The 282-nt window shown below is 48.2% G+C and carries 1 protein-coding gene; it reads left to right on the plus strand.

Annotated elements, in window-relative coordinates; all coding sequences use genetic code 11:
• A partial coding sequence (locus tag CES82_RS12595) for a hypothetical protein (protein WP_180245750.1) occupies window positions 1–282 on the plus strand: 282 nt, incomplete at both ends.

Here is a 282-nt window from a genome sequence, read left to right on the forward strand (position 1 = left end):
GAGTGGCAGCACCGGTCTACACCACCAGCGATCCGAACCAGCTGGGTAAGCTATCCAATGGAGTTAAAGTATATACGCAAGAAAGAGTGGCAGCACCGGTCTACACCACCAGCGATCCGAACAATCCGGGTAAGCTATCCAATGGAGTTAAAGTATATACGCAAGAAAGAGTAGCAGCACCAGTCTATACCACCAGCGATCCGAACAATCTGGGTAAGTTGTCCAATGGTAAAAAAGTATATACGCAAGAAAGAGTAGCAGCACCAGTCTACACCACTAGCG

The organism is Secundilactobacillus silagincola, from assembly GCF_002583405.1.
GTDB classification, from domain to species: domain Bacteria; phylum Bacillota; class Bacilli; order Lactobacillales; family Lactobacillaceae; genus Secundilactobacillus; species Secundilactobacillus silagincola.